The organism is Phyllobacterium sp. 22229 (assembly GCF_052056495.1).
Lineage (GTDB): Bacteria > Pseudomonadota > Alphaproteobacteria > Rhizobiales > Rhizobiaceae > Phyllobacterium > Phyllobacterium myrsinacearum.
The window spans coordinates 96,067-102,735 of sequence record NZ_JBQEPA010000021.1; the positions used below are offsets into that span (position 1 = coordinate 96,067).

5 protein-coding genes and 1 pseudogene are annotated in these 6,669 nt (G+C 57.7%); 4 read left to right on the plus strand and 2 right to left on the minus strand.

Annotation, left to right across the window (positions count from 1 at the left end):
- The first annotated feature begins 297 nt into the window (after positions 1–297).
- Positions 298–825, plus strand: a complete 528-nt coding sequence (locus ACTJJ7_RS22440) for a GcrA family cell cycle regulator (RefSeq protein WP_105736498.1) — start codon at positions 298–300, stop codon at positions 823–825.
- Positions 826–880: 55 nt separating this feature from the next.
- Here ACTJJ7_RS22440 and phoR read toward each other — a convergent pair whose 3' ends face one another.
- On the minus strand, positions 881–2,158 hold the full coding sequence (gene phoR / locus ACTJJ7_RS22445; RefSeq protein ID WP_130268662.1) for a phosphate regulon sensor histidine kinase PhoR: 1,278 nt from the start codon (positions 2,156–2,158) through the stop codon (positions 881–883).
- A 96-nt stretch (positions 2,159–2,254) separates the two neighbouring features.
- Between phoR and ppk2 the strand changes: the two genes are divergently transcribed.
- Positions 2,255–3,163, plus strand: coding sequence for a polyphosphate kinase 2 (gene ppk2 / locus ACTJJ7_RS22450; protein ID WP_440968866.1), 909 nt, complete (start codon positions 2,255–2,257; stop codon positions 3,161–3,163).
- On the opposite strand, the gene ACTJJ7_RS22455 is transcribed toward ppk2, so the two are convergent.
- Positions 3,132–4,976 (minus strand): glycosyltransferase, encoded by a 1,845-nt coding sequence (locus tag ACTJJ7_RS22455; protein WP_440968867.1) that lies wholly within the window; start codon positions 4,974–4,976, stop codon positions 3,132–3,134. The genes ppk2 and ACTJJ7_RS22455 overlap by 32 nt on opposite strands.
- 314 nt (positions 4,977–5,290) lie before the next feature.
- Here ACTJJ7_RS22455 and ACTJJ7_RS22460 point away from each other — a divergent pair, with 314 nt between their 5' ends.
- Both ACTJJ7_RS22460 and lysK read left to right on the plus strand, forming a co-directional pair.
- A complete protein-coding gene (locus tag ACTJJ7_RS22460) occupies positions 5,291–6,130 on the plus strand; it encodes a transporter substrate-binding domain-containing protein (RefSeq protein WP_440968868.1) in 840 nt (279 codons plus the stop codon).
- A 108-nt stretch (positions 6,131–6,238) separates the two neighbouring features.
- A pseudogene (gene lysK, locus ACTJJ7_RS22465) lies at positions 6,239–6,669 on the plus strand (lysine--tRNA ligase); the annotation flags it as partial.

The following is a 6,669-nucleotide window of genomic DNA, read 5'->3' on the forward strand; positions in this document are numbered from 1 at the left end:
CCCTAAGGTTTTCAAATCTGTAGCCACGCGGCCATACGAAAAGCGACGGGATTTGCAGGAAATGTCATTTCTGTCACGTTTTCATGCGCAAGTTGGGGAAAACCCAAAAAAGCAAGCCGCTTGCCATGCCCGACTCTTGTCACAGAGTCATCGCATATTGTAGCTTGAGAAACGGAATAGCTAGATTTCGTGCGGCGGACCTCGTCACCTGGATAGATATAGTATCTGCGATCTGGAGCAATCCAGATGTGAGGGAAGGATTCAGCCTAGAGTCCGCACAATACGGAGCCAAGGAAGATGAACTGGACAGATGAGCGCGTAGAACAGCTGAAGAAGCTTTGGGCCGAAGGTCTGAGCGCAAGCCAGATCGCAGCACAGCTGGGCGGCGTCAGCCGCAATGCCGTCATCGGGAAGGTGCACCGCCTGAAACTGTCAGGCCGCGGCAAGACCACATCGACCCAGACGCGCAGCAAGAAAGTCAACACGACCGCTTCAGCCGGACATCGCAGCAGCGTCAGCACGTCGGCGCAGATGACGAGCCGCGTTGTGACCAAGAGCGTCGGCGCAACGGCGTTGCAGCAGGAATATTTCGTTGACACGGTGACGCAGACCGTGATGAAGCCCTCGACGGATGTCGTGGTGCCGATCTCGCGGCGTCTCGAACTCGTGCAGCTCAGCGAGCGCACCTGCAAATGGCCGATGGGCGACCCGCTGCAGCCTGATTTTCACTTCTGCGGAAATGATGTCGGCGAAGGCGGTCCATACTGCACCTATCATGCCCGCCTGGCCTATCAGCCGGCATCCGATCGCCGCCGCGTTCGGTAATCGGCAAGACACGGAATGCAAGGAAAGGCGCCCTCAGGCGCCTTTTTTATTGGCATCAAGCCTTGGCCTTCTGCGGACCGAAGGCCACCGTGAACGATGAGCCTTCGCCGACGCGCGAGCGCACCACGAGCCGGGCCCGGTGCCGCGTCAGGATGTGTTTGACGATTGCCAGACCCAGACCCGTGCCCTTCTGAGCCCGGCTGGTCTCGATATTGACGCGGTAAAAGCGCTCGGTCAGCCTCGGGATATGTTCCTCCGGTATGCCCGGACCGAAATCCTGAACGGTGGCCTTGATCCCCTCGCCATTGTTCTTGAGCTCGACAACCACCTTCTTGCCGGACTGGCCGTATTTGCAGGCATTTTCCAGAAGATTCTGGAAGACCTGCGTCAGTTCATCCCGGTCGCCGAGGACCATGACCGGTCCCGGATCGATATGACGTTCAATTTCAATGTCGAGATGGGTGGCGAGCGGGCGGAGAGTATCCACCACATGATTGAGAACGGTTGTCAGGTCCACCTGATCCTTCACCGCAATATGGGCTTTCATTTCGATGCGCGACAGGGAGAGAAGATCATCGATGAGCCGCGCCATGCGCTCAGCCTGCTTCTGCATGATCTCCAGAAAATTGTCGCGGGCAACGGCGTCGTTGCGCGCAGGGCCGCGCAACGTTTCAATGAAACCGCTGAGTGACGCCAGCGGCGTGCGCAGTTCATGGCTGGCATTGGCGATGAAGTCCGAGCGCATGCGCTCCAGGCGGTGCGCCTCGGTCAGATCGCGGAACGACAGGAGGTACTGGCGGTCGGAACCGCCCTGATCCAGGCGCAGCACGGTGGCGCGATACCAGCGTTCAACCGGAACGCGTTCGGAATAATCGATCGATCCCGCCTGTGCATCCGACATGACCGACTGGACCAGCGTCTGCATCTCAGGTGCGCGAAAATGCAGAAGCAGGGTGCCGCCCCGCGCCAGAGGCCCGAATGCGCCGTTGGCGGCCGGATTGACGTAAAGAATTGTCCCTTCATGATCAAAGATGATCAGGGGATCGGGCAATTGCGCCGCAAGCTGCTGGCCGGACAGGCGGAAGATCGCCGGATCGCTGACCGGCAGCGCAGGATTGGTGTCATCGGTGCGCGGAATGCTTGCCGACAGGGCGACCACCCCCAGAAGCAGCAGCATCAGAATGGCAAAACTCAGCCACCAGGATGCGCCTGAATTCAGAACGAGCGCGGTGAGAAAGGCAGCGGCACCGAGAATATAGCGTGCACGGATGATCCGCTGCATCGCCCTTTGCCGCAACCCGCGGCTCTCCCGCCCCGAACCGAATATGCTCATGCGTTCAACTCCCTGCCCTGCCATGCTTGTCATCGACACTGGACGCCACAACGCTGTCCCAATAACATGGCTTCATGTCAATTGAGGGAGACTGTCTTGGCCAAAAAATCGAAAGAGAAATCCGACCAGCCGTCTGTCGGTAAGACAACGCTTAAACTCAAGATCGATGGGAAGAAGCGGAGTTTCAACATCGACGATGCGAAACTGCCGGACTGGATTGACGACGGCGCCCTTGCGTCAGGCGATTTTCCCTACACAGACAAAATGAACAGGGACGAATACGAAAAAACACTCGAGCAGTTGCAGATCGAACTGGTCAAAATGCAGAGCTGGCTGCAGGAAACGGGCGGCCGCGTGATATCGGTTTTCGAAGGGCGCGATGCGGCCGGCAAGGGCGGCACCATCTTCACACTGCGTCAGTACATGAACCCGCGCAATGCGCGCAACGTTGCCCTGCCCAAACCCACGGAAACCGAAAGCGGGCAATGGTATTTTCAGCGCTACGTCTCGCACTTTCCGACAAAGGGCGAATTCGTCACGTTTGACCGTTCCTGGTACAATCGCGGCGGTGTGGAGCCCGTCATGGGTTTCTGTTCGCCGGAACAGCACGAATCCTTCCTGGAGGAGACGCCCGGCTTCGAACGCATGATCGTCGCCGATGGCATTTTCTTCTTCAAATTCTGGCTCAATATCGGCCAGATCATGCAGTTGAAACGTTTTCACGACCGTCGCCATAGCCCGTTGAAGAACTGGAAGTTCTCGCCGATGGATATTGCCGGTGCCGAAAAGTGGGACGACTATACCGACGCCCGGAACGAGATGATGGCCCGAACCCATACGGCCCACGCCCCGTGGACGGTGGTGCGCTCCAATGACAAGCGCCGTGCCCGCATCGCCGTTATCCGCCGGGTTTTGTTGAGCTTGCCCTACAAGGACCGGGATGTCGGGGTGATCGGCAATGAAGACGCTCTGATCATTGGTTCCGGTCCGGGGTTTCTTGAGTAGATCGCGCTGGCCGGTGCGGCGTCTTTTCCCATAGGAAAGGCCGCGTGTTCAATTGTCCCAAAGCGCGCCATGCCGCCAGGGACATGAGCAGCCAGTAGAGCGGTATCCACGGCAGGATTCTGCCGGGCATCATTGCGCCCGCCAGCGCGCGCTGCCCCAGCCTGTGGAACGACAGATATCCCATCACAATGTTGATGAGGTCGATGCAGAGAATATCCTGATGCCGGGCAAAGACATCGCTGCCGGATAGCCAGCAGAAGCTGACCGAGAGCATAAACAGCAGCGTGAGCGGATAAAGCAGGGATGAAACGATCATCCCTGCGGCGAGAAGCTGATAGACGATGAAGCGCCGGAAACCCAACTGCGCGAGAACGGTGAACGGCTTACGCATCTGCACCAGCCACGTCTGTATCCAGCCCTTGAACCAGCGTGTTCTCTGGCGAAACCAGACACCGGCTTCAGCCGGCGCATCTTCGAGGGTCGCCCGGGCAATCATGTCGGCCCGATATCCCAGGCGGGCCAGACGGGTCCCAAGCTCCGCATCCTCCGTTACGTTGTGCGGATCCCAGCCTCCGATGGCAATCAGGCAATCGTAACGAAAATGGTTGGAACTGCCGCCAAGGGGCAATACCAGCCCGCGATGCGCAAGCCAGGGCAGGAAGCTCTGGAAATGTGCCGCATATTCGAAGGCAAACATACGGGCAACGAGACTTTCATGGGCATTGGCGATCTTCAACGGGGCCTGGAGACAGCCGAGCTTTTCATCGGCTCGCTGGAAGTGTTGAAAGGCTTCCAGCAACTGGTCTGGATGCGGGCGATCCTCGGCATCGTACACCACGACAAACGCCCCCTTCGACAGCAGCAGCCCATAATTGAGAGCCTTTGGCTTCGTCCGCGGGCCATATCCGGCGATGGGAATGATGTCGAAAGCCTGAGGCAGAACCTGACACCTTAATGCGGTGAGTGTCGCCGCGTCATCCGCTTCGCAAAGGAAGAGGACCTGGAGCTTTGATCGCGGCCAGTTGAGCGCCAGCATGGCTTTGACAAGCTGCGGAACAACGTCTGCTTCCTGATACAGCGCAATCATGACCGTGTAGACGGGCAGTTCTGCAGGACTTATTGCCGGCAAAGGCGGCGGATCGTCACCGCTCGCACGTTTGCATGCCACCAGGCGCAGCAGGACGCAGGCAAGAAAAAACAGCGAGAAAAAGACATGCAGCCCCCTCCAGCCGAGCTGCTGCTTTTCAAGGGCATCCAAAAGAAGACAGGTTATCAGCATGCCGATCAGAATGCCCTGCTGACCCGTCAGGACCGTTTTCGCCGAGTATTCGCAGCGGAAATCTTCGATCATCCGCGCAGCCTTGTCGGCGAGCAGCTCCTGGTGCCCGGTTCTTAGAAGGTCACGCACCCCTGAAGGCGTGGTCACTCTCAATCGGGCAGCCACATCCTTGCGGCCCGACAGACGGCATTTGACAAAGGCGATATCCTCAATTGTCGGCGCAATATAAATCAGCGCGTTGCTGTCGGTGGTGAGTGTCGTCGCAATGCGCGCATGCGGGAGAACAGTGATGTCAGGCCCCGATCGCAGAAAAATGCCCGTCGTTTGCGGTGCGTATTCAAAAACCACACCGGCCACATCGGCAATACACTGCCCGATCACCGCATCTTCACCCCGCGCACTGGCATAGAGCTCGTCAATGAAGGACGTCTTGCCGGCGATTGAATCGCTGAAAGCACGCAGGATCAGGATTTTTGCCAGTCCGGCGCGGTAAAGACGCGCCGCCAGCGCCACTTCAATGTCGCGGTCGCGCATTTATCCTCTGCTGCGCGCCGGATCTTTGAGTGTATCGACAGTTAACGTGAATATTCCCGGCGGAGGCGGCACAAGCAACATGAACTCAACCCACAATTCAAAATTGAAAATGAAATTTGGAACAATTCGCAGTGTGATACGTGAAGACCGATATTGTTAGGCCCATTCAGATGAATGGCAATTCTTCATAAGTCGCAGAAGGCGTGCTTTTCAGCCTGCGCATGACGTGACGGGGCGCAGGACAACCATCGACCTGTCATGTCGGGAGCGCCCATGCTACTCTTCGGGCAAATCACATGGGTTTCTCAAATCGAATGCATATCCGGACAATCGCTTTTTGCACTGCAGGTTTCCTTCTGGCAGAACTGTCTTCCATCAGTGCAGCATCGGATTTTCCACATTATTGGGATGGCCGGGAGCACGTTGCCAAGCCGAACCTTTCGACGGTCGAGCGCATCCGGTTTGTGACCACGGTGGATTATCCTCCGTTCAATTTCATTGACGCGAGCGGACGGATTTCCGGCTTCAACATTGATCTCGTACGAGCCATCTGCGCCGAATTGAACGTGACAGCGATTTGCCAGATCGAAGCGCGCCCGTGGAATGAACTCCAGCAGACCGTGGAAAATGGCGAGGCTGAGGCCATCATCGCCGGTTTGAAGCCCACGGCGCAATTGCGTGAAAAGTTTGCATTCACCGCCCCCTACATGCGGCTGCCGGCCCGTTTCGTCACCCTGAAGGAAACGACGCTGGAGGAACCCCTGGCGGACAAGCTCGACAAGAAGGTGGTCGGCGTCGTGGACGGGTCGGTGCATCAGGCGATTTTCACCGACTACTTTCCGAAAGGCCGATGGGTCGGCTATCCCACGCGCGCATTGATGCTGAAGGATTTGCGCGACAAGAAAATCGATGCGGTCTTCGGCGACGGGTCAGACCTGTCATTCTGGATCGGCAGCCCGGAAGCGCAGAATTGCTGCGCATTTTCCGGCGGGCCCTATATCGCGCCGCAGTTTCTCGGTGACGGCATGATGATCGCCACGACCGCAAAAAACACCGATCTCGTCGATGCTTTCAACTTTGCATTGAAATCCATGGAGGAAAAGGGCACGACCTCCGAACTCTATCTGCGGTATTTCCCCGTCGATTTCTACTGAAACCGCATGGCACAAGCCTCGTGTGACGCCGTGGCAATTGACGCGGCGAAGCTGCCGCCATAGTGTCCGCGCGCTTCACCTCCATGACAGGAAAACAGGAAACCAAGAATGACTTCGCGCCCCAATACCCCAATCGAACTGACCCCCGAGCTGATCGCGGCGGCAGCCGAGGCCAAAGCATGGCCCTTCGAGGAGGCGCAGAAGATCATCAAACGCTATGAAAAGTCCGGCTATCCCGACACGATCCTGTTCGAGACAGGATATGGTCCGTCCGGCCTGCCGCATATCGGCACCTTCGGCGAAGTCGCGCGGACCTCAATGGTCCGCCATGCCTTTCGCGTCCTCACGAAGGACAGCGTCAAGACAAAGATCCTTTGTTTCTCGGACGATATGGACGGATTGCGCAAGGTTCCGGACAATGTGCCGAACCGGGAGATGATGGCTTCGCATCTGGGCAAGCCGCTCAGCCGCATTCCCGACCCGTTCTCCAACGAATATCCATCGTTTGGCGCGGCCAACAATGCGCGGCTGCGGGCGTT

What these genes read in the sequence shown, in the direction of transcription:
- phoR (WP_130268662.1), bottom strand. Translation starts at nt 2,158, where the DNA reads ATGAGCATATTCGGTTCGGGGCGGGAGAGCCGCGGGTTGCGGCAAAGG.
- ACTJJ7_RS22460 (WP_440968868.1), top strand. Translation starts at nt 5,291, where the DNA reads ATGCATATCCGGACAATCGCTTTTTGCACTGCAGGTTTCCTTCTGGCA.
- ACTJJ7_RS22440 (WP_105736498.1), top strand. Translation starts at nt 298, where the DNA reads ATGAACTGGACAGATGAGCGCGTAGAACAGCTGAAGAAGCTTTGGGCC.
- ACTJJ7_RS22455 (WP_440968867.1), bottom strand. Translation starts at nt 4,976, where the DNA reads ATGCGCGACCGCGACATTGAAGTGGCGCTGGCGGCGCGTCTTTACCGC.